This window comes from Hymenobacter sp. UYP22, from assembly GCF_040547285.1.
Taxonomy (GTDB): Bacteria; Bacteroidota; Bacteroidia; order Cytophagales; family Hymenobacteraceae; genus Hymenobacter.
The window spans coordinates 39,876-64,993 of sequence record NZ_JBEPPK010000020.1; the positions used below are offsets into that span (position 1 = coordinate 39,876).

The window sequence follows — 25,118 nt, forward strand, 5'->3', positions numbered from 1 at the left end:
CCCCAACTGCCCCTCCCCTCTTTCAGCACCTGCTGGCCGGTTGCTGCGCTCATTTTCTTGGGCACAATGCCACTACTTTACCGGCACTTGCGTTATATTCGTGTACCCTTTGCTTTCTGCCATGAACTCCCCAGTAACCAACTTTCTCGCCCAGCTGACGACGCCGGAGTTTCAGAAATCCATTGGGGAGCAGCTGCGCGCTGAGGCAGCTGCCGCGAATACCTTCCTCTCCTACCGGGACGAGCAAGGCCGCTACGTGCACGAATACCCTGCCACCGGTGAGGTGTACGAGGTTTCGCTGACCCAGCCACAGACGCGCCGGCTACTGCTTGACGTTGTAGGAGCCTAGTGAGCGAAGCGCGGCCGGTGGAGCAGCAACCAGTACTCTATGTGTTCGCCGGCCCAAACGGCGCTGGGAAAAGCACCTTGTTCAACGCAATGGCGGCTCATAGTCCATCGGTGGAACAGGTGAACGGCGACGTGCTGAAACAGCAGAACCCCCAACTCAGCGGCTTTGACGTGGAGGCGATGACCGCCCAGCGCATCAAAGAGCTACGTGACAGCAGGGTTTCTTTCTCGGTCGAGAGCAACTTGGCCCAGACCAACGACTACAAGCTGATTCATGGCGCGAAAGCCGCCGGTTACCGCGTTGAGTTGGTGTACGTCAGCCTGGAGTCGGTGCGTGAGTGCCAGGACCGGGTACTGAGCCGCGTAGCCAAGGGCGGGCACGACGTGCCCCCGGCCATCATTGAGCAGCGGTACCACCAGTCCCTTTCCCTGCTAAAGCAGAACTATAAGGAATTTGACCGCATCGAGCTGATAGACAATACCAGCCGGCCATTTCAGCCGGGTGCGCTCATCGAAAAGGGGCTGATAGCTCCTTTGCAGTCACCGCCGCCGGAGTGGGTGAAGGGTGTCGTGACCCACGTCCAACGGATGGAGCGGGTTAACCAGTTGATAGCCCAACCGGCAGCGGACATGCAGCAGGCAACTATCCGGGTTACGGAAGCAGCGCGGGCACCGGGTGCCCGCGGCCAGGCCGAGGCGGTACAAGCGGCCGTTCGCATGAGCGGGGCACAGGTAAGCGACGTGCAGCCCGCTGCAGCGTCAGAGCAGGGCCAGCGGGTTAGCTATCTGAACGTGCAGTACAGCTTGAAAAGCCCGGCGCTAGAGCGCATCAGCACCACGCTTGACGCGGTGCACCGGCAGTCGGGTAGTGAAGTGATGGAAAGCGTTAAAGACCAGCAGCGCCGCCAGGCCCCAAGCCAGGTGCGGGAGGCCGGGCAGAGCCGAGCCGCAGAGCGTGGCCAGGACCAGCAGGAGCGCTGACCCCCTCCCCTCCCCTACTCAAGTGCATCAACAAAAAGTCCCGGCTTGTCTAAGCCGAGACTTTTCTATGTCAACAGGTGCATTGACCTCAGAAAGCAGGTTTTTACTGCTGTTCCAACAACAAGGGCAGCCCTGGTAGGAACTGCCCTTGGTTGGCGCTACAGCGCCAGAAAGGAGAAGCCAAGTGCCGGCGACCAAACCGACGACTTACCCCTAACCAGTGCTGCAAATTAAGCTATTTACTTTCCGCTGGCTTAGCCGGTAGCTTGCCTTGCTTGCGCAGTTGCGCCTCATAGTGCCGATGGGCGGCGACCAGGTACGCCTTTATGCTGACCGGACTATCCTCCCCTTTAGGTAGCAGCACCAGCGCCAGCCGAATCTCATTCCACACGCTTTCCGGGATTTTCACCGAGCGTTCGGTTTCCATCAGCACGGCATCCGGGGCAGCCGGCTTGCGCCCACGCCGGGGCCGCGCAGCGGGGCTAGCCATTGGAGCGGCTGCCGGCAGCGTGGGGGCCACCGTGGCCATCGCCTGAACAGGCGGTGCTGGCTGGCTGGTCGATGCCGCTACAGGTTCAGGAGCCGCTACGGGGGCCGGCGTTGGCTCCGTAGGCACCGGAGCATCGACCGGAGCCAGTGGGGCTACTGCAGGGGTGGCTACAGCCGCCGGCGCAGCGTCAGCAGCCGTGGCACTGGTTGATTTGACTAGCTCTCCATCCATGCCCGCCCGGGCCTGATTCCGTCGCTCAGCAGAAACGGGAATACGCTGCCGTGGCTCGATTTTCGGTTTCTCGATGCCCATTGCTTAGTTGGTTTTAGTGGTTGACGTATCGGCCGACTCGCTGAGCTGGCTCCCGGCTTTGCGCTGGGGCAAGCCCAGGCGTTCTATCAGTTCCTCACATACGCGGCGTATTTCGGCATCCGTGTCCTTGTTGCCGCCCGCATAGGTGCGGTAGGTAGGGTTGAGCAAGCTATAGAGCGTCGAGGCCCGGCTGTAGGCGGTGCGCAGGCCCAGGGAGGAGTTGAGGCGCGAGAGGCCCAGCCCGTCGATGTACTCATCCATGTCCTTTTCTTCCCGCCGGCCGGCAACGCGCTTGGTTGGAAGGCCGAAGTATTGGAAATCCAGTTGGGCCTCCTCTGCAGACTGCTTGATAGCTTCCAGGATGCCCATAAACTCCGCCGTAGATGCCCGGTCCAGGTAGTCCGATACCAAGGGCACAATTACAGCGTCGCAGGCCGTCAGCGCGTTGAAAACATCGTCGCCATCGGCCCGGCCGGGTACGTCGATGATGATAAGGTCGTAGTCCTGATTATCGGGACTGTCGATGAACTCGAAAATCTTATCCAGGGCCAGCGGGAAAACATCGTAGGGGTACTTAGCCGCCGGGTCGGTTTTCTGAAGGTTAGCCAAATTGTGCGCGTCCAGCTGAGCACGGGTTTTGACGATGCTCTGCTGATAGTCGCAATCCAGAACGGCAATCTTTAGCCCATACTCAGTGGCCAGGGGAGCGGCAAGCACGAGTAGCAGGGTTGATTTACCGGAGCCGCCTTTTTGAGTGGCAAAGCTGATAATTTTGGGCATGGGTTTACTGGTTAGGGATAATAAACTTTACGCCGGGTGGTCAGTCAGGCGGATAGCGCAAACATACATATAAAGTGGCGAAGTAGTTATGTGGGGAGGTAGCGAGGTAGCGATGAAGCGAGGTAGTTAAGTAGTGATGTAGTGATAAATTTAAGTAGTTAAGTAGCGATGTAGTGAAGTAGCGAATTAAATATAGTGTTAAAAGGTGGCGAAGTAGTCAAGTGGTGAGGTAGCGAGAAAATGAGAGTGTTGATACAGCATCGGTAGCGAAGTAGTCAGGTAGCGAAGTAGTGAAGAAATGATAATGAACTAACAATGTAAGTAGCGAAGTAGCCAGGTGGTGAGGTAGTGAAAAATTAGATAGTAGGTTGCAATGTCATTAGGCTTTATAGGTAGCGATGTAGTCAAGTAGCGAGGTAGCGAAGAAATTAAATGACAGCTTAGTGTCTAACTTTTATAGGTAGCGAAGTAGTTAAGTAGCGAGGTAGCGAATGCTGATGCAATAGATGTAATCAGAGGATTGTTTAAAGTAGCGAAGTGGTGAAGTAGTGAGTAAATGATTAAAAGGGGTTACAGCGTTACCAAGGGGTTTCTGGTAGAAAGGTGGAAAGCGGTTAGTAAAAGGCCAGACAGACTCTTCTCCCAATAGCCCAACTGGTGCAACATATCAAATAGAAGGTGGCGTATCAGGGGGCATCAGTCCAGGCCGTGGGGTAGTAATGTAGCTCGTAGCTTAGTGGTAGTCTTAGCAATAGTGGCAGCTGGTAATTTTACGGCCGTAGACAACATCGGACAGGTAAAGCCGTAATGATATTCGTTCACTTCTTTTTAGCAAGAAGAGTAACACAAATACAGAGCTAAAGCTTTGTATTTGTGTTACTTGTATTTTAGCAGAGCTAAAATCATGTGATTATCTAATATAACATACTGATTTACAGTATATATTTGCTCACAATTTATCGTTGAATCGTAGTTTTAGCCACTATTTAATCTGTAGAAATGGCCAAAGAGCAGAAGCCACAGATTCGGGTAAATGCAACCAGCCACGGGGCCGCTACCAAAGCCGCCACCCGGCTGAAAATGAGTCTTGGTGAATACACCGAGGCGGCGTTGGACTACTTCACAAGCCGGCAACTCAACCCAGCGGACGACGTGGCTCGCGAGGGCCAGCTAATCATGCAGCAGGTGAAGAAGCTGGGCGACCGGGTTTTCAGCTATATGCAGGAGGAGGAGCGTAGCTTACTGCTCCCGATGCTGGAAGAAATGCTACGGTCCCGTATCACGCTGGAGCGGGTTCTACGGATGAATGAAATCCTGGTCAACAACCTGAATGGCCAGTTGAGCCTACTCAGCGAAGGCCAGTTGGCGGCACACCGGGAGACGCTAAAGAAACTACGGCAGCAGAATGACGAGGCCGTTGAGCGGCAGCTAAAAGAGGCACTGACCGGTGCTCAGCCCGTTGGTTCAGGCAAGAAAGTAGGGGAGGGGCAGCCGGGGAAAAATGATACCGAACCGAGCAGCTAAGCCAGCATGTACGTTAAGCTAATTAACCCCGCGACGCATGGTAAAGCTGCTTACAATAACAGCGGCAGCAGTGCGCAGACGCTCAATTATCTGAAGCAGGAAGCGGCTAAAGATGGGCAGACAGCAACGTTTTTCGGGGCTGACCGCGACGGGATTGAGGCGGCAGAACTGATGCAGGCAATCGACACTAACGTGAAGGGATTGCGGGCGGATGATGCCAAGTTTTACTCGTTGGTGATTAGCCCCAGCGCCGACGAGTTGGAGCATATCGGTAACGACGAACAGAAGCTGAAAGCCTACACGCGGGCAGTGATGGAGCAGTACGCCGGCAACTTTAAGCTAAAGGAAGGACGGCAGCTGCGCAGTGAGGATTTGGTATGGGGGGCCACCATCCACCAAGACAGAAGCTACCGGGGCACTGACCCCGAGGTGGCCGCTGGCCAGGCTCAGACGGGCGAGAAGAAGTCCGGCCTGCAAACGCATATTCACGTCATCGTGAGTGCCCGCGACCGGAGCCAGAAGATAAGCCTCAACCCCGCCGGCCGCCGGCAGCGGTTCGACTTAATCAACTGGCAGACCCAGGCGGGCAAGCAGTTCGAGAAGCAGTTTACCTATACCGCGCAGGAGCACGAAAAGGTAAAGGTCAAGCCGCGTGATGCCAGCCGCGATGCCAGCCGCGCCGCCAAGATTGGAGAGCGGATTGCGGTACTGAACAAGCAGGTGCCGAAGGCGCAGCAGCTTGACCCAGCGCGGGTACAGAAGATAGCCCAGGGCCGCGAGTACGATAAGACCTTTTACCGTTCACTGGCTACCGTCGAACGCCGGGCGAAGGCAGGGGAGCCCATTGATAACGCGTACCACCTGTTGACCACTGGCCGGGAGCAGCCCCAGCAGCAGCAAGCAGCCACCAGTGCCCTCCGCGCCTTGCAACAGGCGGTCCGTTCCGGCCGGGGCCGCGACGAGCAGACCGAGAGCATCGGCGAGAAGCGAGGCCGCACGTCCGGGGAACTTGATATTGAAATGTAGCGCCACCACCTAAAACGCTTATTCTTTCCAATAACCATCTACACAGTTATGTCTAGCCAACCACCCAGGGCTGCACCCAACACCCAGAACGTCGGGCTGATTTTCGCCCTGCTACTGCTGGCCATCATCGGCGGCGAGTATTACACGCTGCTGCATCGTGACGAGATAGCCCAGGCCCGCACCGTGCAACTCACCCAGCCCGAGATAAAGGCCCTTACTCCCAAGGAAAAACTAGCCGCCCGGATTGCCGCCATCAATGAGCGTCAGCGGCAGCGCAAGATTGCCAAGGCGCAGCTCGAAGCCGCCCAGGTGGTAGGGGAGGGGGACGCACAGGCTGCCGTGTCCGCGACTCACGCCACCGACCAGGCGCTGAGTAAAAGCGTGGCCCGCTCCAAGGCCGTAGCAAAGGCGGGCCAGGGGTTCAAGTCGAAGCTTCTGGTCAAAGCGGCCAAGTTCTACGGCCCGTCCGGGGTATGGCTGCGGGCACTGCTGCTGCTGGCAGGCCTCGGGCTGGTGTTCGTGCAGAAGGCCCCGGCCCCGGTGCCGGGCAAGCCAAAGCGCAAGCCCATCAACCAAAAGGCATTCCGCGTGGTGGCCGGAATAGGCGCGGCCGTGTTCCTGATTGCTGGCTATGTGCTGCTGAATATGCACCACTACACGCCCGGCTTTATCACATTCGGGTATCCGGGTGCCGCTGCTGCCGTACTGGCCAGCGGTGGGCTGGTAGGGCTGCTGTGGGCTACTACCAAGCGCCCGGCCTTCGGGCTGACCACCGAGCGCAAGAAGATAGAAACGCCGGACGGCATCTATTTCCGCACGGCGGATGGTGGTTGGATAACCATTGCCAACCCGTACCGGGGCACGCTGGTACTGGGCGGGGCCGGCGCGGGCAAGACCTTTTCGATAGGGGAGCCGATGGTAGAGCAGTTTGCCTACAAGAACTTCGCCGGCCTCATCTACGACTTTAAGTTTCCGGTGCTGGCGGAAACCGCGCAGAAAGCGTTGGTTCTGGCCGAGCGCCAGCGGGAGAAAGAAAAGCAGCAGGCGGCGAAGTACGCCGGCAGCATGGTGGGCAAGGCCGCGGCCAAGCTGACCGCTGCCGAGCAGGAACTGGACGAGCCGCCGGTACAGCTGCACATCATCAACTTCCGGGACCTGACGCGCAGTGAGCGGGTGAACCCGCTGCGGCCCGATGATATGCCCGTCGTGGCCTTTGCCGAGGAGTACAGCCGGGCTATCATCAATAACCTGAATCCATCCAGCATCCGCAAGATGGAGTTCTTCGATACCAGCGCCGTGGCGTATCTGACCAGCATCATCTGGTTTTACCGCAAGCACTACCCGGCGCTGTGCACCATTCCCCACGTCGTAGCTACGGCGATGCACGACGACTTCAAGCACGTTTTGAGTATGCTCGATACAGACCTGGAGAGTGGCGACCTGGCCCGGTCCATCATTACTGCCGTGAAGCAAAAAGCGGAGAAGCAGATAGCCGCCGTCGTGGGCACGCTGCAGGTGATTCTAACCCGGATTAACAGTCCGCAAATCGTGTGGGTGCTGACGCCCAACGAGGCCGAGGGGGAAGGCTTCTCGCTCAATCTGAATGACCCGAAGGCCCCCAAACTGCTGTGCATCGGCAACGACCCAACCCTGAAGGAGACATTTTCGCCGGTTGTGTCGTGCGTGATAACGGTCGCGCTAAAGCTGATGAACCAGCAGCGCAAGCACCGCAGCTACGTGTTCCTCGACGAGGCCGCGACCATCTACGTACCCGGCCTGGAGGTGATTCCGGCCACGGCCCGTAGCAACAAGGTGGCGATGGTGTACATGACGCAGGACCTGAGCCAGATGACGGATGCCTACGGCAAGGAGAAGATGCAGGTAATGGTGTCGAACCTGAACAACCAGTTTTTCGGCAAGGTCAACTCGCTGGAAACGGCCAAGTTCATTTCGGAGCTGGTAGGCCGCGAAGACAAGGAAATGATAAGCACCAGCACCGGCACGAGCCAGGGCGGTACCGGCAGCCGCAACAGCAGTACCAACCAAAGTACCAGCTACCAGGAGCGCAACCTCGTTCGGGTGCAGGACACCATCGGCTTGCAGCAGGGGGAGTTCATCGGGCAGACGGTGGAAACCGAGAGCACCTTTTTCCAGGGTACTATCACCCGGCCCGAGTGGACGGGGGAGCAGTTTCCCCTGCACCCGATGGTGAGCTTTGGCGGACCAGACGACGACCCGGAGAAGGCCCTGGCCGACGCGGTGCAGGAAAATTTCATGCGGGTGCGCCAGGAGGTACGGGATACGTTGGCCCTGCACGTAAACACCTTAGCATGAGGTGTAAAAATTGCTGCTGAATAACCCGAAAAAGGGCTAAAAAGCGACGTTCAAGCCCTGTTTTTCGTTTAAGTGATATCCACTCTCTCTTACCAGAATTCTATGCAAGTACCTACGTTTGCCCCCGCCGCCGCCGGCTTAACGCCCGTGCAGCTGAGCGCCCGCCAGGAGCGGGAGCGCCACGCCTCCAACTCGGTTTCTATTCTGATGAGCAACGGCCCCGCGCCCAGCGAGGAGGTAATGGCCCTGATGCAGCGCTACGTCGATGGGGAACTGACCTTAGACCAGGTGGACGAGCTGAACCGCGCCCGCCTGCAGGCCAAGTACGGCACGCCGGCAGCAACTGAACAGTAATCTGTAAGCACCCAGCGAATGGCAGCCAACGATAAGTTCAGCGACGAAAACGGGATACTACTCAATAAATTTGGTATCAAGGATGCCGAAGTGCTACGGCAGGTGGAGAATGACAGCGCCTTGCCCAAACTGGCTAATCTCAATGAGTCGGGCGGCATTCAAGGCGGGCAGTTTGACCATGCTCACTTGAAGGAGCTACACAAAAAGCTCTTTGAGGACGTGTACCAGTGGGCCGGCGAGACGCGGGCCGACCGGGGATTTCAGGGTAACAAGGCCACATACGTTACCGGCTTCAAGGAAACCATGACTTACGCGCCGCATAAGGAGATAGAGCAGCGGCTAGGGGCCATCGGGGAGCAGCTGGGTAAGGAGAATGGCTTGAAGGGCTTGGATCAAGACAAGTTCACCGAGCGGGCTGCCTACTACATGGACCAGTACAACCACACCCATGCTTTCCGCGAGGGCAACGGCCGCACCCTGCAGGCCATGGTTACCCAGTTGGGCAAGGAAGCTGGCTACCAAGTGGACTTTGGAAAAATCTCGCCCGAAGTGCTGAACCGCAGCCGCGACGAGGCAATGGTACGGCTGTACCCCCCGGCCGAGGCCGATAAAAACCTCAAGCCACTCCGGGAAATGTTGCAGCAGATAACGACGCCGGCACCGGGAGTTGCGGCTGAAAAGCTGCGCGACCCCAGCCTGGCCGCCGCGCCCCCGGAGTTGTCGCCGGCTATGAAGGCAATGGATGCCCGGCGGGAGTTGGAGGTGACCGGCTACCGGGCCGCGAACGTCATTGCCAATATGCCCGGTCCCGGCAATTACGACCAGGGCGTAAAGCTGGCCCAGCGGGTTTCAGCGGTTACCCAGGACCCCACCGCCATCAAAGGCCCCGGCATTATTGAAATGCAACTGGCCTCTGACAAGATTCTGAAGCACCCGGGCATGAAGGATATGACGTTGGATTTGGAAGACGCCAGGCGGCTACGTGCTTCGTCGGTGCAGGTGGCGCAGCTAGCCGAGGGAAAGGAACTGGTGAGCCCCCAGCGGCAGCCGCAAGCCGCAGCACCGGCCGCCGCTGAGCGCACGGCCAACCCGGCTGCCATTGTGCCCAAAAACCACGAGGAGGCTCAGCCACTCTTTATCAAAGCCGCCCGCGAGGTAGCCAGGGGCTTGGAAGAAAACGGCAAGGGGCTCGATGCCGCCCGGTTGCGGGAGGTAGCTAGGTTTGTGGAGCGCAGCCCGGCAATTGCGGGCATGAACCAGGAAAACACCCATAAGGCCATGCAGGCCGCCGGCAGCATCCCGAGCCTGAGCAGCAACAAGTACACCGACGAACTGCGTAACTCCGTCAGTGTGCTGGAAAAACCACCTAAAACGATTGAGCGTAGCGGCCCCAGCGCCGGCCGCGACAGCGGCGGAATTGAACGCTAATCCTACCTAATAACCCGACCATGCAAGACGACGAGCTAAGCTTTATGGAGGATATGATAGCTGGCACCGAGCTACTGCTGTGCAGCACTTGCGGCGAGGAAACGCTCCACGCCCACGATGAGGTACTGAACGTGTCGCCCGTTGCCTCGGAGTTGAAAATGCAGTGTACCTGCTGCCAGACCACCCGGACGTGGACGGATTGGACACCGCCCAGCAGCAAGGTTAGGCAGAATTAACTACAAAGGCCTCGTTGTTACCAACGGGGCCTTTGTAGTTAGGCACAATAATACGCGTTGGGAGAAGAAGCTATCAATTAAGTTAGCTTATCCAACATCGGACAGTCTGGTTTTGCTTAGGCGTTCAGCACATAGAGACGCACTTCAAAGTTGAATTCAAAATCTTCCCCGTGACCATACATATTGATGCCGATATTAGGGTCCACCTGTTCTGGCTGGTCTAGAATAACCAGCATCATGTCGATGACTTTATACTTACGGCCCTCGATGGTGAGAATGCTGCCTTTCTTGACATTGGTACAATGCCAATTGTCATTGTGAGGCAGGCCCAGGTCCATTATCTCGGCTAGGTCGGTGGTGTAAAAGAAGGGTTTACCCTGATGGTCTTCCCGGTCAACGATGAACCGTGTTTTGATAGGAGTTGCTTTCATAAAGCCAAGGTAGCTTTTTACCTAAAGTCGTCTAATCTGTCGCAAAAGCGAAAGATAGCTGCCATAGCTAGAGCCCGAGTAACTTTGGAATCTCTCGATTCTATTCGCTCATGCCTTCAGAGACATATAAACAGCGCATTATTGACCGCATCCAGTCGGGCGAATTTCCGCGTTACCTCTACAAGTACCGCCCTATCTACGAAAGTGCCAAACCGTTAAGTCTGATAGAAAATACAACTAGCATCATTACCAAGGCGCAGGTTTGGCACTCAGCACCAACAAGCTTTAATGACCCGTTTGATTGTCAAATAGTACTGGATCAACTTCATACTTAAGTGATGTAGGGGGTAGGGCAAGCCGTTATACACCTTAAATAGCGTGGTCAGAGTCAATGTAGTGCATATGGACCCCTTTCATGTGGCACCATTGTCTAGGTGCAGACGAAGGTTGGAAACCGCAAGTGGTGAGTACTTCACTGGATGGACGGTAGATCTCCATAATGTTTGTCATTAGTCAGTTTTAAAGCGTAAAATGAATGCTTACTGGCCGTGGCACTTTTTCCATTTTAACCCCGAGTTACACGGGCAGGGGTCATTGCGTCTTGGGGGAGTGACAGGGCCAGCTAAGTTTTTTGCTTTTCCAAAAACAGGCTGCCCCTTTCGCAGGCTTTCGCGAACATCTGTTAATACCGGCTTGGAGAACTGCCGGCTTGGGGCTGGCCCACCATAGCGCAAGTGAACGTATAGCTCGTCAAAGAAGTCTGAGTAATGCGGGTCCAACGGCATTAAGTCGACGTGAGCATCGAGGCTGAACGTTAGGTTGCCATGCCGAATAAAGGCTCCGGCAAATTCCAGTTCATCGCCACCTACCATATGGCCCTGCACCTGCTGACGCTGGCGCAGATATTCGAGCAGCCTGTGGAAATCCCAACCCATGAAATCCCAGGCATCGGCCATGGCTTCCAGATCTAAAATGTTTACCGCCCAAGGGAAAGGCTCCGTTGGCTCCTTTTCCAATAGCAAGCTCAGGTTGGTTGCTAGGTGGCCGAAGTCGTCGCGGGTAAGGCAGACGCAAAAACATTCGGTGTGTTGCTGTGGGTCGAGGACCACAACTAATTCCCCCGTGCGCGAGTAGAGAGGTACCGATTCGCCAGCCGCCAGCCGGCGTTGAAGCCGGGCAGCCTGCTCAAAACCTTTTTGAATGCCCGTATCCTTGCGGAAGCTTTGCCGCAACCGCTCAAACGCTCGTTCTGGCAGCCGTGATGGCTCGACGGGTGGACTGGCTTTAGCTTCTACTACCAAAACCGTACAGCCCATAATGACCAATAAGTCGTGTTCGTAGTGCGCCTTGGGAGTTTCAAAAACGGAGCTGACCAACTGGGCTTCTGGGCCGGCCAGCCGTCGAAATAGTTTCTCCCCTTCTTGCTCCAATACCTTGTCGCGGTGCTTGAAAAACTGTCTTCGCACCGAACTCCCGCTCAGAGCCTTCTCACAGGACATCAGAACGGCTTCGAACAGTGTATTAGTGGAAGGACAGTTTATGTCTGCCTCGTTGAGTATAAGAATGGGCTTGGTGTCAAAAACGGATTCTTCTGTAGGATATTGTAGCGCAGGGCCTTGTCCGCGCTTGATCGCATAGCGTTCCCAAAAAGCCGCCGCTTGGGCTGGAAAGGCTGCTTCAACTTTTGCTCGAGCTACTAATCCTTGTCGCAAGAAAGTCAGTTGATAGTTATAGAGAATTGGGTAGTGCGTACGGTAAAATTCGGGGAACTCTGGGTCGTGGCGACGACGAAAGTCACCAGTGCGGAAAAAGCGCAGCTTCTCCTCGTCCTGCTTGGGGCCGAGTTGCGCCAGCACATCTAGACTTTGCTGCATGTCGTCGATGATGAAGGTCATTATGGCCAGGGCATCGCTAGCGGATAGCCCAATAGCCTGCACCAATTCAGCATCAAAGGGGACGCAATAAGCCCTAATACGGTCACAGATTTGCTCAACTGAAGCAATCAGGCCCGTACTAAAATAATGCAGGAAAGCCGGCCCGGCTACTTCACGAGTCCTCCACCATTCGTCACTTTGGTGGCCGGGCTGATCAGGCATGAAGAGTTCGGCATAGGCTTCAAACGCTTCATTGAGTAGATGGATACACCGTTCCCATTTCGCTTTGTTTAAGGGCACAGGCTTGATTGGCTCTTCGGTGGCCAAGAGCAGTCCGAGTAAAAAGGCCTGCTGCCTAGCCGGGGAATGGAGTCGTGGTTCACTTGAGTTGTTGCGTTGGGGCTGGCCGATAAACCGCATGCGAGTGACGTGGACCATGCCGGCAATTTGTTCGGTAGTCGACACCGCCAGCAATTGGCGCAACTCGGTTACCATGTCATGAAGTTGAGCAGTTATATCAGCCATGATTTCTTAGTGGAGTCCGCTCAGAAAACGGAAAATATAGCATGTTAAGAGCTGAAAAGGGATTGTAATGTTGATTGTAGGTTTCAAAACCTCCGAGTCAGAGGTTTTGCCCCATTTGTTTCATAACACCAGAGAATCAAAAAAACCTGCAACTAGGTGCAATTGCTACGTCTGGGTAATGCGGCGTATCGTACCACCAAGTAGCGGATGGCCACCTCACGGAAGCCAATTTTCAGCATTGGTTGGCAGGGCAGCCGCCCCGCATGCGGCAGGCAATGGCTACCGCATGCGGGGCGGCTGCCGGCAGCAACTGGGCCCTTCGACGCCACGTATTCGAACGCTGCTTTCTCGGCGACGCGGCCTTCATGCAGCAACTGCTCTCGGCTGATGATTGGGCTCTCTGGCAGCAACAGAAGGATGGAGCCATCTGATATGAGTTCACCCTTACGAGTACGGGTTTCCCAATGCTTAGCGTAGGATTATGTCTATTTACTAAAAGAATTTCTAGTGAGCCTATCGAAAAATCAGCCTCCAGCCTATATGGCGCGAACTGGTAAGCATTTTTCTTAAAACTACTATCCTTAGCACCTCAAAAAGTTTATGCGGACCTTTGAGAAGTACGGCTGTCCCCAATCGGGTACTCTTTGTCAACTAACCCATGAGTTTTAGATATATCGGTTCCAAGGCAAGAATGACAGAGCAGTTAGCTGGTCATATTGGCTACACCCGGGAAGGGACATTTGTGGACGTGTTCTGCGGCACGGGTGCAGTCTCAGAAGTGGCCTATAAGATGGGTTGGTCAATCCGACTCAACGACCACCTGAGTTCCGCCACCATAATGGCAGAAGCGAGGTTACTGGCTGCTACTGACACGCCCTTCGCTGGGTTAGAGGGCTATGACGCCGCGGTTCAACAGCTGAATGCCTGTCCACCTAAACAAGGGTTTATTTGGAAAGAGTACAGCCCAGCATCAGTGCAGTATGGGCCAACAGAGCGCAGGTACTTCACGGAGTTAAATGCTTCCAAAATTGATGGAATGCGCAGTTTGATTCAAAAGTGGCGGAGGCTTGAGCTCATCAATAGGCCAGAGGAAGTCTTGTTGCTGGCTGATTTATTGAGCGCAGTAAATCGGGTAGCCAATATTGCCGGAACTTACGGGTGCTTTCTAGCCAAGTGGACACCCCAGGCTGCCGCGTTGCTGGAGTTGCGTCCCCGCCGCCGCCGAACGAAAGCGGTGAGCATAACAACCAGCAACCTCAATGCAGCAGCGGTTCGAGTCAATCCCGAAGACCTGGTGTATCTGGACCCACCCTATACGAAGAGACAGTATGCGTCTTACTACCACATCCTGGAAACCGTCGCTTGCGGCGACGAGCCAGTGGTCGAGGGCGTCGCAGGACTGCGGCCCTGGAAAGCCCTTGCATCCGATTTTTGCTATAAAACCAGGGCGCTGCAGGCCCTTACCTCCTTGGTAGAAGGGTTGCCCGCGAATCGTATTTTGATATCCTACAGCGAAGAAGGTCACGTTCCAATGCTGGAACTGAAAGCCGCATTAGACAGCCAAGGGGAGGTAATCATGCATGAGCTCTTGACCGTAGGAAGGTACCGTCCAAATCAACGGGCCAGTTCTACAAGGTCTTCAGTCAAAGAATACTTGATTGAGTTGCTGCGGCAACCAGTAGCGAAACCACACCATACCCAGCCTCTTCTTCTGTTATGAGCGCAATCAAACCGGTAGAGCTAGAACGGCTTGCCAACGCAGAGCGGGTATTAGAAAGCTTTGTGAATCAGTTTAATCATAACGCGACTGAATTAAGGTATCAACTACTCGAAGCAGCTAGCGCCTGTCTTGGCGGTTTTGAGTTAGCTAGTTTTCAAAAAGCTTTCGGAGTTAAGCCTCTGGTACAGACGGCAGAGCTTCATGAGTCTGCCCTTAAACTGGTCGCCGAGATCAGGCAGATAGCTATCCATCCGGCCTTTGTGCTGAGCATCTTGTCGCGGGAGCAGCTTGATGAATCCAATCAGCGGACGACGGGTGCTTACCACACGGATTCCCGACTGGCAACCAAGCTGGCCCAATTGGCCAGCGGTGGGCTTAAGATGGGTGCTAAAATCATTGACCCTGCCTGCGGCGCCGGCGTTCTGTTGGTGGCCTGCGCACTACAGGCACGGGATGTAAACAAAGTAGACCTGAAGCGCTGGCTCGCAGAAAGTGTTTATGCCGCCGACCTGTCCGTGCTGGCGTTGCGGGGGGCGCTGCTTGCCCTTGCCTCACTTACGGACAGTGTGGAGTCGCTCCAATCAATGAGGGCGAAGTGGGTGGTTCAGGATAGCCTGATGGCGCCTCAGGCTTACTGGCTAAAGCTGGCTCCCAAGGGATTTGATGTCGTTGTTGGCAATCCACCGTGGGAAAAAGTTAAAATAACCCGGCACGAGTACCTGAAAGAGAAAGGCCAGGAAAGACACTATGGGCAAGGAGTGCTATTCGATGACTTAGACCTTAAAGGTTTTAAGGAAAAGAAGGCGGGGCTTACTACCTACTCGAAAAAGTTAAAAGATTCGTTTGACTCGTTGTTTTCAAACGAAACCGACATGTATGTCGCTTTTACCGCGCTGTTCGAGCGCATCTGCAAGCCCGGCGGGCTGCTGGTGGCACTGGTCCCAGCCGGCCTTATTCGCTCGCAGGGGACGGAGCACATCAGACGGCATCTATTCAGGGTTTCTAAGCGCGTTCAGATTTCGGTCATTGATAACAAAGCCCGTTTCTTCGGCATTGACACACGCTTCAAATTCCTCGCAGTTTGCTGCGAGAAGTCTTCTGCAAGGGGTGAGAAGCACGCGCTAATCAGTCTGCTTCATGAAAAGGGTACCGAGCAGGGCTTGGAAACAACGGGTTCCGTCCAAATACCCCATGATACGTTAGCTCTCGTTCGGCCGGACCTGAGCCTGCCAGAGGTCAGGACCGAACAGGAATGGAAGGTCTTTCAGCGCATGGCCACCACGGGCACTGCCTGGACTGCCCCGGAGTGGGGGTGGCAAGCCAAATTCTGTCGTGAGGTTGACATGACGCGCGAGAAGCCCAAGTTCAAGACAACCGAGGGCAAAAACGATCTTCCTGTCATTGAGGGTCGTATGGTGCAGCAACACCGCCTTGGAGCCAAAGGGTATGTTAACGGAGAAGGCAGACGTGCCCAATGGGAGCTTTTCCCAGTGGGGGGCTCAATGATATCGCCACAATTTTACATCGACCCAAAAGACGTTCCTCCAACTTCACGATTAAGAATTTCGGAGCTTAGAGGCGGCTTTTGCGATATAACCGGGCAAACCAATGAACGCACCATGATGGCCGCGTTAATTCCTGCTGGCTTGGTATGTGGCAATAAAGTCCCAACCGTCATTTTTGACGCGGACCCGTCCGAGGAAAGGTTGCTTGCCTGGGCCGCAATCATGAACAGCCTGCCCTTCGATTGGATGCTCCGCCGCATCGTGACCACCACGGTTAACTACTTTTTGTTGGTGAGCCTGCCCATGCCCAAGATTGCTAAAGGCAGTGCTGCATGGAAATCAATTGTTGATGCCGCGCGTGAATTGCGCGAGCTTGATACAAGTGGTCCCACCCTGGAAAACAGTCAGCGAGTAGCTCAATTGCGAGCAATCATTGACGTTGAAATTGCGGCCGCCTACAGTTTGTCTTTTGACGATTTACTAACTATCACCAACGACTTTCCTTTGATGGACCGCGGGCAGCCCGCCCTCCCTAATGAGAAGCGCTCAACGGTTACGAGCGACTTGGTTTTGACGCGAGCTATGAAAAGGTTGGTCGCAGAAAGTGTAGTCGCAGAAAGTAGACCATGGCACGAAAGAGCCAGGCTTGCCTTTGGTCTCGGCGCAAGGGCGTACATTCCCTCCGAATTTTCTACCGCAAGCGTTTCACCTGAACCCGAACCCATTCATGCCCACTGATACCCCTATACTTACAACGCCTCCCACCGTTGCTAGAATACTTTATAAACAAATTGTTCCCGGCGATTTGTTAAAATTCCGAGCTCAGTCGAATATCAGTGATTCTGGTGGCGGGGCTCGAGACTTGAGGTATGGCTCCTTCAAATCAATAAAAAGCACGGTCCGTCAAATGTTTCCGCACGTTGCGCAGGAACTGCGTTCCCGGGATGGTGAACAAGTCATGTTGGACGTATTCAGGGGCAGGTTCTATTGGCCGGGCGAGGATGGCTCCGAGCAGAGCTGTGAGGTTGACTTTGAGACGCCCACCGATGCTCGGCCAAGTGAGGGAAGGCTGGCAAGGGTACACGAGGTGCCTTGTTTTTCCCAGGATCAAATCCCTTCGCTAGCCGATGGGAATGTCGTGGTTTTGTTGTTGATTCAAATGAGCGATGGCAAGGTGTGGCCTCATTTTACCGATATCAGGTCGCTCACCCAAGACAATTGGGACCCGCGTGTTGCCCAGACAATTTTGACCTGTATCGCAGCTAAACGCAACGCTAAGCACTCCGTGATTGGCTACAAAGATTTTATGACTGACCAAAGGTATTGCAATGGCAAACTACTCTAAGGACTGTCAGAACGTTTTGGAGAGGTTAGCGACTTCCAAAAACGTCTTAATCTCAGGCCCTCCCGGTACCGGGAAGACGCGCTTGTTAAGCGAGATAGCGCAGGCTTTCAGCGAAATGCTAGTTGCCCCGGTTACGCCCATGTCTCCACCTCTGCACGCGCCCGGCGCACGTGTGGCTATACCTGCACCTTTACCGGTAGCTGCAGTGCCCGGATTGGCTCATCTTCTACCAGCGCTTAGAAAAAGCTCCCGGCAGGTCTTTCGAACCGTATTTCATCAAAATACGCGTCATCGCGACTTTGCGACGGGGTTAATGCCCAATGTTAGCCGCACACCTGGTGACCCCGACTTTATTATTACAGTCGGAACGCTAATAAAAGCGAGTGAGTATGCGAAAGGGGCCGACGCAGCCTCGCTGCTAATAATTGATGAAATCAATCGCGGGCCAGCCGTGCAAATTTTTGGCGGTGCTATTGTCGCTATGGAAGCGGACAAACGATTGGCGCCTGACGGGAGGCACCAACGCGACACCCAGTATTTTGACTTGCTTCATCCCACTAAAAATCTTTTTGAGCCGTATGCCCTGCCCGATGACTTGTATATAATAGCTGCTTTGAATCAAGCCGACGCCTCAGTCGAGCCGCTTGACGTAGCCTTTCTTCGCCGTTGGGAACCATACATTCTGGACCCCGATATCACTACTTTGCGAACCCACCTAGGGATTGAGGGCGCAAAGGCGGTAGTCGAAGACCTACCAGCGGTACCAACGGAAACGAAGGAGGTATTTGAAGCATCCGTAAGAGCTTGGGAAAAAGTCAATAAACGCGTGAGCTTGGGAAGGGGAGCCGAATTTCAGATTGGTCATGGCATCCTCATGGCTGGAGCATCCCCGTCTATGCCACTTGAGCAAGCCTTGCGAGTATGCGTGAGTGGGTGGGCAAAAGTGCGTGCCCACATACAGGAAGTTTTTTTCGGTGATACCCGAGGCATAGCTGCGGTACTCAACTCCGTTAATCCCCCTGTATTCCACCCCCTAAAGCTGCAGGAGGCAACATTCGGCGATGATTTTCGCTATCAACTGCAGGGGCCAACGCATCTGGATGAGGCGAGAATTTACGATGCCATGAGAGCAATCTCGCTGTAAAGAAATGGCTAACCGGTCTTCTCAACGGCTTATTATAACAGAATATGGACTGCCCGTCAATTTAGCTAGTACAGTAGTAGCTCACACGGGGTTGGACGCGATTCGTGCCCGTGCCTTATTGCAGGAAGCGGGCGAACGGGCAGGCAAGCTGCTTGGATTAACATCAAGTCCTCTTCTCACGACCACCCAAGGGACCAGAGCGGAGAATATTGCTGGATTAGTTCGCTTGTCGACAACCCTAGAGCTAGAAATTGTCCCCAAGTTTCTAAGTCAGGACGGTGCTTCGGCAAATTGGCGAGAAGACTTTTTCTTTTTAGCGAATCTGTTCAAGCACGGCACCCTGCTGGCCAGCGACAGAATCAAAGCCAGTAGGGGAGGTGCCCGGACCCTTGCCGACTTGGTGGCCCGCTCCTTGGTCGGTATGTATTTCGATAACCGGCATCGGCCCATCAGGGCTTACCGACGCGCAACGGAAGACAGCTTCTTTCTGGATGGTGAAGTAGACCCTCTCGACCTGTACAGCCCTGGCCCGGACGGCTACGCCCAGCAGGTAACCAAGTACGATAAGCGGACGGATTTTAACGCCTTAATCGCGGGAGCTGCCACCGAATTGCTGTCCGAAGTTTCTGACCCCGAGTTGGCCTTCAAGCTGCGCAGGCTCCTGGGAGACCTTCCCAAGCAGACAGTCCCCAATACGTATGCTGTCCGTACCGTCTCCAATCGGGCTCGCGCCTGGCAGCCCATCATTGACTTGTCGAAGGATATCCTGCAGGGGTTGAGCCTCTCGTTAAAATCGGGCGCAGCCAATGCTCCGGGCTACCTGCTTACTACATGGCAAACCTGGGAGGCGCTAGTATTGCTGGCCCTTCGACACACGATGGGGGCAAGCAACGTATTATCTCAAAAAGATTTTAAGTTGGGAATGCGGGAGGCCATCTTCCCTGCCCGCAGTAAAGTCGTACCGGTATACCCCGACGCATTGGTTAAAGTACATGGTCAGCGGATTGTCGTTGACGCAAAATACAAGACGAGCTTTTCGAAGGGCAGCGTCCGAATATCGGAGCAGGATATTTATGAAGCGTTGGCGTTCGCTAAGGCCACTACTTGCCGACATGTAATTTTACTTTACCCCGCCTTACCGCGAAATACAACTCCTGTACTCGGCGAGGGAACATTATTTGAGCGCATCGTTTTGGACGATTGCACCATCCATGGAGTTCAAGTCGAAGTGCGAGGCATAGCCGCGAAAAATGGATTGCGCTCCTTTGGTAGTGGTCTTGAAAGCGCCATTATCCAAATTTTAGCTGCTTATCCTTAACAAGCCGCGTGCAGTAGTACCCTAGATTGATAGGTGCGCATACCCACCGGAAGCATACGTAGCATTCCAGTAGTGCAACTGCTGCTTTATACTTGTAAGCGAGCATTCACGACAAGGAACCCTACTTACTAAGCGTTTGTCACGTTTTCCAAACCAAGGCCTGGTTCAACCACTGCGGCTATCATGTACACCGTTCTTGAATTCGCTATATCACTTTTCTGTTTACAAAATAAGCAGTTCATATTTTGATTGAAGAAGTTAAAATAAAAGAGGCTCCAGATTAATCTGGAGCCTCTTTTATTTATTTATTTTGTCAGACTCTAGTCAATATAAATAAAAGACTGAGGGGGAGTAGCTTGAAAATCAGCTCTAATGCACATTGGCTCCTTATACTTCTTAACCTTTTTGATTTTGATAGCAAAACCTTCTTCTTTTCCTATAAAATATTTCATAAAATAATCCTCAGTGATACCAGAAAATTCCTTTGTCTCGTGCCATAGAGCGGCTACATCGGTGTTGATTATACGCTCTATCTCAAATTCTCCGATGACCTTCTGGGTGGGCGAGGAGGCATAGACGACGATGCTCTTGATGTTGGCATTTTTGAAGATTGACCGTCTAAACTCGTATCTCTTGGTGCCGTCGAAAATTTTTGAGGCAAACTCGGGCTTGATGGAGAGGAGGACACGCATGGCTGTGAATGAGGTTTTAAAGAGCTTGGAATAAACTCGAAAGCGTAGGAGCTTATTACGCTGAAAAGCACCGTAATAAGGAGCAGTACTCCAAGATAGGTTGCTAAAACGCGGCGGTTGTTTCGCTCAAACTTAGTTCTTATTAGGACGCCGAAGTCGTCACGCTTCTCTTTCGTCCATTGATAGGCGAGGTAAATATGATGATTCAGCTTATCGTTGCCCACATAGCTTTTCCATCGGTAGTTCTCCAGATTGCGGCACTTAGCGTATTGCTCATGTGCCCCCACAATATCCTCCCCATATGAGCAGACGAAGAAGAAATGCACTTTTGCCAGCGTAAAGCTGGATTGTCGGAGCATCTCCTCTCGCAAATCCTGATTCAGGTCGCGAGCCTCATTTACCCTAAAATCAATCATTTCTGTTTGAGAGAAGGCGCTCTGCACGACGGCATTAGCAGCCTTCTGGGTAATACTGAGCGAAGCTGGGTAGCCGCCACTCACTCGGAAACGCAGATAAACAGGCCGACCGCGCTGCTGAAAATTTAGTTTAAATACAGTACCACCGAATAGGCTTTGCCGTTGCACGTTCTGCGGGCCGGTTTCATAGATGTCGCATATCTCTTGGTCACCCTTTTTAATAAGACGGGACTTGGAGCTGGGTTCCGAGGCTACAGTATAGTTTTCATTGAAAATAGCGCTGACTAGGTTTGAGTCGGTGATAAACTTCCCGACAATATCCTCGAAGCAGCTAGGTGATACCTCAAAGGGAAAGTAGATACAAAGCTGACGTACCTCGGCTGGGTGGGGTATCATGATACCGATATCCAGAAAACGCAGGTAGTTATTGCCGTTGGGCAGCTTCCAGAGGTTAAAATGAAGCTCTATGGTGCTCTTCTGAGCGCCTCCCTGATTCGACTCATACCAGACAGCTATAGTCTTAGCCGGATTTGGGGTGGTGCTCATATAGCCTCCACCGATTTAGTTACCATAAATCTCCGGTCTGACTCGCTAGCCGTTAAAATTTTGTCCAAGTCATCTTTGCTCAGGCGAGCAAAGCCTTGGGGCACTGAACGGGTGTCCGCAATTACGCCCAACTCAATCAGTTTAGCCAAGTTGGGCCGCTTCGGGAGAGAGTAAGCCGATAGGAAATTGACGATGAATGGCCGGTTGCGCTTGTAATTCCAATGCGTTGCTAATTCAGTATCGTCGAATACACTGCGCTTACGGCACAAGTCTATAAATTTCCTCTCGTCGGCGATGCCCAATTCAACGTTTTCTACTACCCCAATAGTTGTAACTACGCCAGCGTAGTATCCACCAGTGCGGTAGAATACGATAAGGTCGCCGGGCTTCATGCTGCGCTCAAACGAACGCGAGATATAAACCTTACTAATGGCATTTCGATGCGGCTCAGGATCTACAAAGTCTGCCTTGGATTCGTTATTGAGGATAGAATCCGGCAGCAATTCGGTGTGATAGGCCGGATAGATGGGTACGAGAAACACGTTGGCATCGGCGGATACATAAGGGTAGGTGAGCTTGGGGTTAGTCCGATCTACTGCCGGGTGAAAGTCTCGAATGTACACCAGCTCGTCGCCGGTGGCCGTTGCCTTCTTGCCGTGATAATTGAATCCCCACTCCTGCAATAGACCTATCAGGCGCTTCTGCTCCAGCGTTTTGTCAAAGATGGTAACGTAAATCTCTCCTACGCCAAACCGCAAGGCGTTGTCGAATATGATTTTTAGAAAACGCTCTCCAATCTTAAAGCCATTTTGCACCACTTTAAAGGTGCCGATTTTCAACCGTTTGGTTCGACCCATTGGCGGTGTGATGTCGCCGTAATATTCGTCCTGCCCTTCCTGCTTTAGGTAAAGGAAGGCTACAATGTCGGTGCCTACCGAGCAAATGTAGGCCAGTTCATCGGCCTTCTTATTGAACCACTTGTCGAAACCGGGATAGTCTTCCCGAAAGCTATCAAAGAATGGGTCAGCCAGCTTAATATTGCCAAAGAGTTCTTTCTTAACCGACAGCACTTTATAATCAGTCAGCCCCGGGTTCTCTGCAGTTACTTTCTCCAGGAAAGAATCAATGGTAAATACTCTTTCACTACATCCCAGCGCTTTTGCTTTCCTATGGATGTTGCGGTCTTCCGTAATCAACGAATCGACCCGGCCAATGAAGACCTCATTCAGAATGGCGGTATCCGTAAAATCATTGGCAGTTTTATCGTATTTGGCGCTCAGCGCGGTTACTTCTGGCCCAACAGGTGCTATTGTCTTCAACACGTGGTAGCTTGACAGCTTGACAGCCATAGTTCTAACTACCCTAGGGTCTTTGTGTCGCCGTATTTCCTCTAGTGTGTCAGGGTGAATACACTTGACATATTTCAAGTCGTCAAGCCATTTGAACAAGTGGCCAATATCATCTTTTACGATAGCGCTTGTTTCCCGGTGGATAACGATGTTAGTGTCGAGGAGGACTCGCATAAGTTTGTTTATATGTGGGTAGAGAATCGGCGCCCAAATCTATGTGCTATTCTGCACAAGTAAACGAACATTCGCACGATGTCAATAGCGCCCTTACTTATCAAGAGCGTTCGTTTATAAATTAGGGAGCCTCACTGGCGTATTTGCACAGTAACGAGGCTGTGAATTGAAGAGGCGGTGCTCTGCCGCTACAGCCCGAGGGCTTGAGCTGCATTATATGAAATCACGTTGTTAAGCTGCGTGTAGCGCTCAATCATGGCATCAGTTTTCTGCTTGGTCTGGTTCTTAATAGCCTTGTGAGACTGGCCATTGAGCACGGCTACGGTCACAAAAGACACGCGCAGTGAGTGGGCTGAGTAAGCCGGTCCGAGGCGCTTTTGCACCAGCTTGTTGATGGAAATATCTGAAAGCCGCTTGTCCGAGGGCGCGGCCATCTGTCCAAGAGATGCCCGCGGAATCTTCACAAACAGCGGTCCCGTGGTCCGGCCCAGCAGATTAAGCCAAGCCCGGAGGCAGCGCACGGGGCAGAAATCTGCATTTGGGGCATAGAAAATGGCTTTGTCTTCCACCGCGCCATACTGATTGGTCTTGCTTTTGGCCAGATGCACCAGCAAGGCCCGCTCCGTAAATTCCAGCTGCTCGATGTTGAGGTCCACCAACTCGGAGCGCCGGAAAGCCCCCGCGAAGCCGACTAGCAGCAGCGCCCGGTCCCGCACGCCCGCCGTCGTTTCCAGGTCGATGCTCCGAATGGCCTGTTTCAACTCCTCGACGGTAAAAGCCAGCGCCTGGTCCTGCCGCTTGCCCAGGGTGCGGGCAATGCCTTCCATGACAATGTTGAGCGCATCCACCGTCGCCGGCATCGGGTGGCCGCTGAGTTGGTGCGCCTTGCGGATGGCGGCCAGGTGCCGCCGGATGGTGGCCAACGCGTGCGGCCCAGTGAGGGGTTGTTGCCCCTTCTTTTTCTCCCTACCGCCCCCAGTATCTGGAGTCGGCTTTTCAGAAGCCAGGTAGGCCACGTATTCCGTCAGGGTGGTGACGTCGGCCGGCACTGCCGTAAAGCCGTGCAGCGCGCAAAACTCAGCATAGCTATTCAGGTCCGACTTATAAGCCCGCTCCGTGTTGGCGGCACCCTGCAGGCCCGTTTCCAGGAAACCGGCTACTTTAGACGAAGCCCGCGCCAGGTTGGCAGCGACTGCTGAACCCGTCGTTACAGCGGGTACGTTGCGTAGGGATTTACTCATGGTCCGGGGTGAAGGGCTAAGTTGAGCAGCGGATGGATGAGGCTATACTCAGAAGGTGGTGTCGTCCATGAAGTTCACCCAGCGCAGGTAATCCGCTTCGCTGAGCTGGTGGGCCATGTAGTCATGCACCGAGTGGCCCCGTTGGGTGAGAATGAAATCCTGAAACGAGGGCGAACCGCCCGCCCAGCAGGCGGCCATGCCCCGCCGCAATAGCAGTACCCGGATAGCCGAGGGGTGACTATCCACCCATTTGATATATTCTTCCGGCGTGGGTTGATAAGCACGGGCTTGCTGCAGGTAAGCCAGCGCTTGAGTAGTTACCAGTTCAATGAAATCTATCTGACTCATATTACTTAACAGTCCAGTGGTAGCCGCGCCGGTAAGCCCAGAGCACCAGGTTGGGGGCAATATCTTGCGTGAAGCGGTAACGGGAGTACGTGTACAGGGCGAACAGCCCCGGCACCACCCACACCAAAACCGGGTGAGCGGTTTTGACGGTATGTATGATGAATAGGTGCAGCAGCAGTGACGGGACAACGCAGGCCACCAGCAAACACAACGTGAACGGCAGCAGCCAGTGCCGGGTACCGCGCAGGCGCAGGCCGATAGCCACTCCTTTAAGTAAGTAGAGCAGCGCGTAGAAGCCGTAGGCCAGCGCCCCGATGCTCAGCAGCCGGGCATACCCGAAACCCGGCCCGAGAAAATCCAGGTTGGTTGTCAGCACTAGGCCCAGCACTAGGAATGGAGCCAGCACCAGCGTTTCGACTACCAAGCGAAAGCCCAGGCCCAGCACCACGGCTAGTCCGTTGCCAATAGCCTTACCGTTTTGATAGGACTGTCGAATGTTGGGCGCGTTGCGGCCAGCCTCGTAGCCATCTTCGTAGTCAGACATGCTGTTATAAATTGCGGGTGAGAGTCGCATAGTGATAGAAGCTTTTACCAGTAGTATTTGCCTTTAGTTGAGATAAAAAAACAAGTTATGATAATTGAGTCTTATCATAACTTGTTTTCAAACGTACGGCAAA

The 25,118-nt window shown here is 53.9% G+C and carries 22 protein-coding genes; 13 read left to right on the top strand and 9 right to left on the bottom strand.

Annotation, left to right across the window (positions count from 1 at the left end; translation table 11 throughout):
- Positions 1-121 precede the first annotated feature (121 nt).
- Positions 122-349, top strand: coding sequence for a hypothetical protein (locus tag ABIB60_RS21490; RefSeq protein WP_354582393.1), 228 nt, complete (start codon positions 122-124; stop codon positions 347-349).
- Positions 350-366: 17 nt separating this feature from the next.
- Positions 367-1,329 (top strand): ATPase, encoded by a 963-nt coding sequence (locus tag ABIB60_RS21495; protein WP_354582450.1) that lies wholly within the window; start codon positions 367-369, stop codon positions 1,327-1,329.
- 235 nt (positions 1,330-1,564) lie between these two features.
- Here ABIB60_RS21495 and ABIB60_RS21500 read toward each other — a convergent pair whose 3' ends face one another.
- Together ABIB60_RS21500 and ABIB60_RS21505 are read right to left on the bottom strand one after the other, a co-directional pair.
- The gene (locus ABIB60_RS21500; protein ID WP_354582394.1) at positions 1,565-2,131 is read right to left on the bottom strand and encodes a hypothetical protein; all 567 of its coding nucleotides are present in this window, start codon (positions 2,129-2,131) and stop codon (positions 1,565-1,567) included.
- A gap of 3 nt (positions 2,132-2,134) precedes the next feature.
- Positions 2,135-2,911 carry a ParA family protein gene (locus tag ABIB60_RS21505; RefSeq protein ID WP_354582395.1) on the bottom strand — a complete coding sequence of 259 codons (777 nt, stop codon included), beginning with the start codon at positions 2,909-2,911 and terminating at the stop codon, positions 2,135-2,137.
- A gap of 999 nt (positions 2,912-3,910) precedes the next feature.
- On the opposite strand from ABIB60_RS21505, the gene ABIB60_RS21510 reads away from it, so the two are divergent.
- The 6 genes from ABIB60_RS21510 (at position 3,911) to ABIB60_RS21535 (ending at position 9,813) form a co-directional block, all read left to right on the top strand.
- Complete coding sequence (locus tag ABIB60_RS21510; protein ID WP_354582396.1) at positions 3,911-4,435, top strand: BfmA/BtgA family mobilization protein; 525 nt, start codon at positions 3,911-3,913, stop codon at positions 4,433-4,435.
- 6 nt (positions 4,436-4,441) lie between these two features.
- Positions 4,442-5,461: a DUF5712 family protein gene (locus ABIB60_RS21515; RefSeq protein ID WP_354582397.1), complete on the top strand. Its 1,020-nt coding sequence runs from the start codon at positions 4,442-4,444 to the stop codon at positions 5,459-5,461.
- 48 nt (positions 5,462-5,509) lie between these two features.
- On the top strand, positions 5,510-7,795 hold the full coding sequence (locus ABIB60_RS21520; RefSeq protein ID WP_354582398.1) for a type IV secretory system conjugative DNA transfer family protein: 2,286 nt from the start codon (positions 5,510-5,512) through the stop codon (positions 7,793-7,795).
- Positions 7,796-7,897: 102 nt separating this feature from the next.
- The gene (locus ABIB60_RS21525; RefSeq protein ID WP_354582399.1) at positions 7,898-8,149 is read left to right on the top strand and encodes an antitoxin VbhA family protein; all 252 of its coding nucleotides are present in this window, start codon (positions 7,898-7,900) and stop codon (positions 8,147-8,149) included.
- A gap of 18 nt (positions 8,150-8,167) precedes the next feature.
- Positions 8,168-9,577 carry a Fic/DOC family protein gene (locus ABIB60_RS21530; RefSeq protein ID WP_354582400.1) on the top strand — a complete coding sequence of 470 codons (1,410 nt, stop codon included), beginning with the start codon at positions 8,168-8,170 and terminating at the stop codon, positions 9,575-9,577.
- 20 nt (positions 9,578-9,597) lie between these two features.
- Positions 9,598-9,813 carry a hypothetical protein gene (locus ABIB60_RS21535; protein ID WP_354582401.1) on the top strand — a complete coding sequence of 72 codons (216 nt, stop codon included), beginning with the start codon at positions 9,598-9,600 and terminating at the stop codon, positions 9,811-9,813.
- A 116-nt stretch (positions 9,814-9,929) separates the two neighbouring features.
- Here the strand turns inward: ABIB60_RS21535 and ABIB60_RS21540 are convergent, their stop codons facing one another.
- Both ABIB60_RS21540 and ABIB60_RS21545 read right to left on the bottom strand, forming a co-directional pair.
- Positions 9,930-10,244: a hypothetical protein gene (locus ABIB60_RS21540; RefSeq protein ID WP_135533131.1), complete on the bottom strand. Its 315-nt coding sequence runs from the start codon at positions 10,242-10,244 to the stop codon at positions 9,930-9,932.
- Positions 10,245-10,783: 539 nt separating this feature from the next.
- Positions 10,784-12,643 (bottom strand): SEC-C domain-containing protein, encoded by a 1,860-nt coding sequence (locus ABIB60_RS21545; protein ID WP_354582402.1) that lies wholly within the window; start codon positions 12,641-12,643, stop codon positions 10,784-10,786.
- A gap of 658 nt (positions 12,644-13,301) precedes the next feature.
- Between ABIB60_RS21545 and ABIB60_RS21550 the strand changes: the two genes are divergently transcribed.
- The 5 genes from ABIB60_RS21550 to ABIB60_RS21570 all read left to right on the top strand — a co-directional run bounded on the left by ABIB60_RS21550 (position 13,302) and on the right by ABIB60_RS21570 (position 19,675).
- Complete coding sequence (locus tag ABIB60_RS21550; RefSeq protein ID WP_354582403.1) at positions 13,302-14,363, top strand: DNA adenine methylase; 1,062 nt, start codon at positions 13,302-13,304, stop codon at positions 14,361-14,363.
- Complete coding sequence (locus ABIB60_RS21555) at positions 14,360-16,606, top strand: Eco57I restriction-modification methylase domain-containing protein (RefSeq protein ID WP_354582404.1); 2,247 nt, start codon at positions 14,360-14,362, stop codon at positions 16,604-16,606. The genes ABIB60_RS21550 and ABIB60_RS21555 overlap by 4 nt, the downstream gene beginning before the upstream one ends.
- Positions 16,596-17,213, top strand: a complete 618-nt coding sequence (locus tag ABIB60_RS21560; RefSeq protein ID WP_354582405.1) for a hypothetical protein — start codon at positions 16,596-16,598, stop codon at positions 17,211-17,213. The genes ABIB60_RS21555 and ABIB60_RS21560 overlap by 11 nt, the downstream gene beginning before the upstream one ends.
- A gap of 139 nt (positions 17,214-17,352) precedes the next feature.
- Positions 17,353-18,357, top strand: coding sequence for an AAA family ATPase (locus ABIB60_RS21565; RefSeq protein WP_354582406.1), 1,005 nt, complete (start codon positions 17,353-17,355; stop codon positions 18,355-18,357).
- 91 nt (positions 18,358-18,448) lie between these two features.
- A complete protein-coding gene (locus tag ABIB60_RS21570) occupies positions 18,449-19,675 on the top strand; it encodes a 5-methylcytosine restriction system specificity protein McrC (RefSeq protein WP_354582407.1) in 1,227 nt (408 codons plus the stop codon).
- A gap of 320 nt (positions 19,676-19,995) precedes the next feature.
- Here the strand turns inward: ABIB60_RS21570 and ABIB60_RS21575 are convergent, their stop codons facing one another.
- The 5 genes from ABIB60_RS21575 to ABIB60_RS21595 all read right to left on the bottom strand — a co-directional run bounded on the left by ABIB60_RS21575 (position 19,996) and on the right by ABIB60_RS21595 (position 24,985).
- Positions 19,996-20,367 (bottom strand): ASCH domain-containing protein, encoded by a 372-nt coding sequence (locus ABIB60_RS21575; RefSeq protein WP_354582408.1) that lies wholly within the window; start codon positions 20,365-20,367, stop codon positions 19,996-19,998.
- Positions 20,368-21,325: 958 nt separating this feature from the next.
- Positions 21,326-22,678, bottom strand: coding sequence for a hypothetical protein (locus ABIB60_RS21580; RefSeq protein ID WP_354582409.1), 1,353 nt, complete (start codon positions 22,676-22,678; stop codon positions 21,326-21,328).
- A 362-nt stretch (positions 22,679-23,040) separates the two neighbouring features.
- Positions 23,041-24,093, bottom strand: a complete 1,053-nt coding sequence (locus tag ABIB60_RS21585) for a tyrosine-type recombinase/integrase (protein WP_354582410.1) — start codon at positions 24,091-24,093, stop codon at positions 23,041-23,043.
- Positions 24,094-24,141: 48 nt separating this feature from the next.
- Positions 24,142-24,441, bottom strand: coding sequence for a hypothetical protein (locus ABIB60_RS21590; RefSeq protein WP_354582411.1), 300 nt, complete (start codon positions 24,439-24,441; stop codon positions 24,142-24,144).
- Position 24,442: 1 nt separating this feature from the next.
- Positions 24,443-24,985: a hypothetical protein gene (locus tag ABIB60_RS21595; RefSeq protein ID WP_354582412.1), complete on the bottom strand. Its 543-nt coding sequence runs from the start codon at positions 24,983-24,985 to the stop codon at positions 24,443-24,445.
- Positions 24,986-25,118: the final 133 nt, after the last annotated feature.

Excerpts from the sequence above, each read along its gene's own strand:
- ABIB60_RS21490 (WP_354582393.1), top strand. The coding sequence starts at position 122 with ATGAACTCCCCAGTAACCAACTTTCTCGCCCAGCTGACGACGCCGGAG.
- ABIB60_RS21500 (WP_354582394.1), bottom strand. The coding sequence starts at position 2,131 with ATGGGCATCGAGAAACCGAAAATCGAGCCACGGCAGCGTATTCCCGTT.
- ABIB60_RS21505 (WP_354582395.1), bottom strand. The coding sequence starts at position 2,911 with ATGCCCAAAATTATCAGCTTTGCCACTCAAAAAGGCGGCTCCGGTAAA.
- ABIB60_RS21510 (WP_354582396.1), top strand. The coding sequence starts at position 3,911 with ATGGCCAAAGAGCAGAAGCCACAGATTCGGGTAAATGCAACCAGCCAC.
- ABIB60_RS21515 (WP_354582397.1), top strand. The coding sequence starts at position 4,442 with ATGTACGTTAAGCTAATTAACCCCGCGACGCATGGTAAAGCTGCTTAC.
- ABIB60_RS21520 (WP_354582398.1), top strand. The coding sequence starts at position 5,510 with ATGTCTAGCCAACCACCCAGGGCTGCACCCAACACCCAGAACGTCGGG.
- ABIB60_RS21525 (WP_354582399.1), top strand. The coding sequence starts at position 7,898 with ATGCAAGTACCTACGTTTGCCCCCGCCGCCGCCGGCTTAACGCCCGTG.
- ABIB60_RS21530 (WP_354582400.1), top strand. The coding sequence starts at position 8,168 with ATGGCAGCCAACGATAAGTTCAGCGACGAAAACGGGATACTACTCAAT.
- ABIB60_RS21535 (WP_354582401.1), top strand. The coding sequence starts at position 9,598 with ATGCAAGACGACGAGCTAAGCTTTATGGAGGATATGATAGCTGGCACC.
- ABIB60_RS21540 (WP_135533131.1), bottom strand. The coding sequence starts at position 10,244 with ATGAAAGCAACTCCTATCAAAACACGGTTCATCGTTGACCGGGAAGAC.
- ABIB60_RS21545 (WP_354582402.1), bottom strand. The coding sequence starts at position 12,643 with ATGGCTGATATAACTGCTCAACTTCATGACATGGTAACCGAGTTGCGC.
- ABIB60_RS21550 (WP_354582403.1), top strand. The coding sequence starts at position 13,302 with ATGAGTTTTAGATATATCGGTTCCAAGGCAAGAATGACAGAGCAGTTA.
- ABIB60_RS21555 (WP_354582404.1), top strand. The coding sequence starts at position 14,360 with ATGAGCGCAATCAAACCGGTAGAGCTAGAACGGCTTGCCAACGCAGAG.
- ABIB60_RS21560 (WP_354582405.1), top strand. The coding sequence starts at position 16,596 with ATGCCCACTGATACCCCTATACTTACAACGCCTCCCACCGTTGCTAGA.
- ABIB60_RS21565 (WP_354582406.1), top strand. The coding sequence starts at position 17,353 with ATGTCTCCACCTCTGCACGCGCCCGGCGCACGTGTGGCTATACCTGCA.
- ABIB60_RS21575 (WP_354582408.1), bottom strand. The coding sequence starts at position 20,367 with ATGCGTGTCCTCCTCTCCATCAAGCCCGAGTTTGCCTCAAAAATTTTC.
- ABIB60_RS21580 (WP_354582409.1), bottom strand. The coding sequence starts at position 22,678 with ATGGCTGTCAAGCTGTCAAGCTACCACGTGTTGAAGACAATAGCACCT.
- ABIB60_RS21585 (WP_354582410.1), bottom strand. The coding sequence starts at position 24,093 with ATGAGTAAATCCCTACGCAACGTACCCGCTGTAACGACGGGTTCAGCA.
- ABIB60_RS21590 (WP_354582411.1), bottom strand. The coding sequence starts at position 24,441 with ATGAGTCAGATAGATTTCATTGAACTGGTAACTACTCAAGCGCTGGCT.
- ABIB60_RS21595 (WP_354582412.1), bottom strand. The coding sequence starts at position 24,985 with ATGTCTGACTACGAAGATGGCTACGAGGCTGGCCGCAACGCGCCCAAC.